Below are 1,307 nucleotides of genomic sequence, written 5' to 3' on the forward strand. Positions count from 1 at the left end.
TCGTCAACTGGTATACAAAAAGAATAACTTTTCATGGGGCGATTTTTCCGGAGGCACCGCAGTTTTTCGCGCTTTATTAGCCCAACCCCAAGTTAACCCAAGTCTCAGCCTCGCGCTCAAAGTTCTCTACACCCGCTTCATTTTTCATAGACAAAAATGGACAACCACTAACAATGTCTACTCGTAAAACTCAAGATCTGGGTGTATTTTTGCGGTGAATCCAGCGCCGTGCCAAGAGTTGTTTGAGCGGAGGTTTCCTCCGATCAAAGCTATGCCCTACGGGCACGCTGCGCTATCGGGGGGTTCCCCCCGTTGAGGCGACTGGTGAACCCGCTCTTGCGTAGCCGTGCCGTAGGCATAGGGCCCTACCCAAGAACTTGGGTAAAACGAGTTGACTGTCGCAGACAAAAATACAAGGGTTGTCCATTTTTGCCCAAGGGGAGTGCCCAACCCTTAGTCCGTACTGCTGAAACCATCACCTCCAGCTTTTGATATCTAAACATGGACAACAAAGACGGATCAATAAACCAAAAGAACACCAGCCAGCAAGTCGAATTAAGGAAGTCGGCTACTGGCTGGTCATAAAGTTAGCAAAAGGTCTAAGCAAAAATACACAAGCAGTCAACTGACATTGCCTTGGGAGCAGTGCCAGGTATCGTAACACCCTGAAGTAGCGAAAGTGGTGAAATTTATCCAAGTCAACCGAGCCGTGTGTATTTGATGCGCACTGCCCGGTGTTATAGACAGTGGTTACAAAGTGTCATCACTTCTACCAACTGGAACTATACTCAACTCCATCTACAACAGTCTTACTATAACCAGGCCCAAACTCATATTTTCCTCCTGGGAATGTCCCACTCCCACCATTATAAAAACCCCCCACTATACCCCCCACTATATTCATACACTCAGTATCAGAGAGTTCCACCATACACTCAGTTGCCACTTCTTTCATTCTGTTTGCTTCTGTTTGGCTCAGTGGGAGTATCTGTGTATTTATTGATATCATGTCAGGTACCTCTTAGTGAACAAATCAATTGTGTACAGTTTTATATTATCAGTAGTTTTTTATACTTTTACTGAGGTATAAAAAAATCATCACAAAGGAATAAAAATTTGACTAAATTAGACAACTGCACTATTTTCAACCAGTCAGTACTACTTCCTTCGACGTAAAATTACCGATGTGATTTCTTCTCTCCGGCTCCAGATCACTGTGGTACCTAAACAGTAATCTATTTTACAGAAAAACCTAGGGCGTATGGGCACCGAAAGGAGTCACCTCAGAGAGTCGGGGGAGTTGGGGG

General features: G+C 44.8%; 2 protein-coding genes. One reads left to right on the forward strand and one right to left on the reverse strand.

All coding sequences use genetic code 11. The features are described from left to right. A partial coding sequence (locus DP117_RS35805; RefSeq protein WP_211176535.1) for a hypothetical protein occupies window positions 1–187 on the forward strand: 187 nt, incomplete at its 5' end. 582 nt (window positions 188–769) lie between these two features. Here DP117_RS35805 and DP117_RS34220 read toward each other — a convergent pair. Continuing rightward, complete coding sequence (locus tag DP117_RS34220; protein ID WP_169222585.1) at window positions 770–1,009, reverse strand: hypothetical protein; 240 nt, start codon at window positions 1,007–1,009, stop codon at window positions 770–772. Window positions 1,010–1,307 lie beyond the last annotated feature (298 nt).

Origin of the sequence: Brasilonema sp. UFV-L1, from assembly GCF_012912105.1 — a bacterium.
GTDB lineage: Bacteria > Cyanobacteriota > Cyanobacteriia > Cyanobacteriales > Nostocaceae > Brasilonema.

Coding starts and splice junctions, on each gene's coding strand:
- DP117_RS34220 (WP_169222585.1), bottom strand. CDS start 1,009: ATGATATCAATAAATACACAGATACTCCCACTGAGCCAAACAGAAGCA.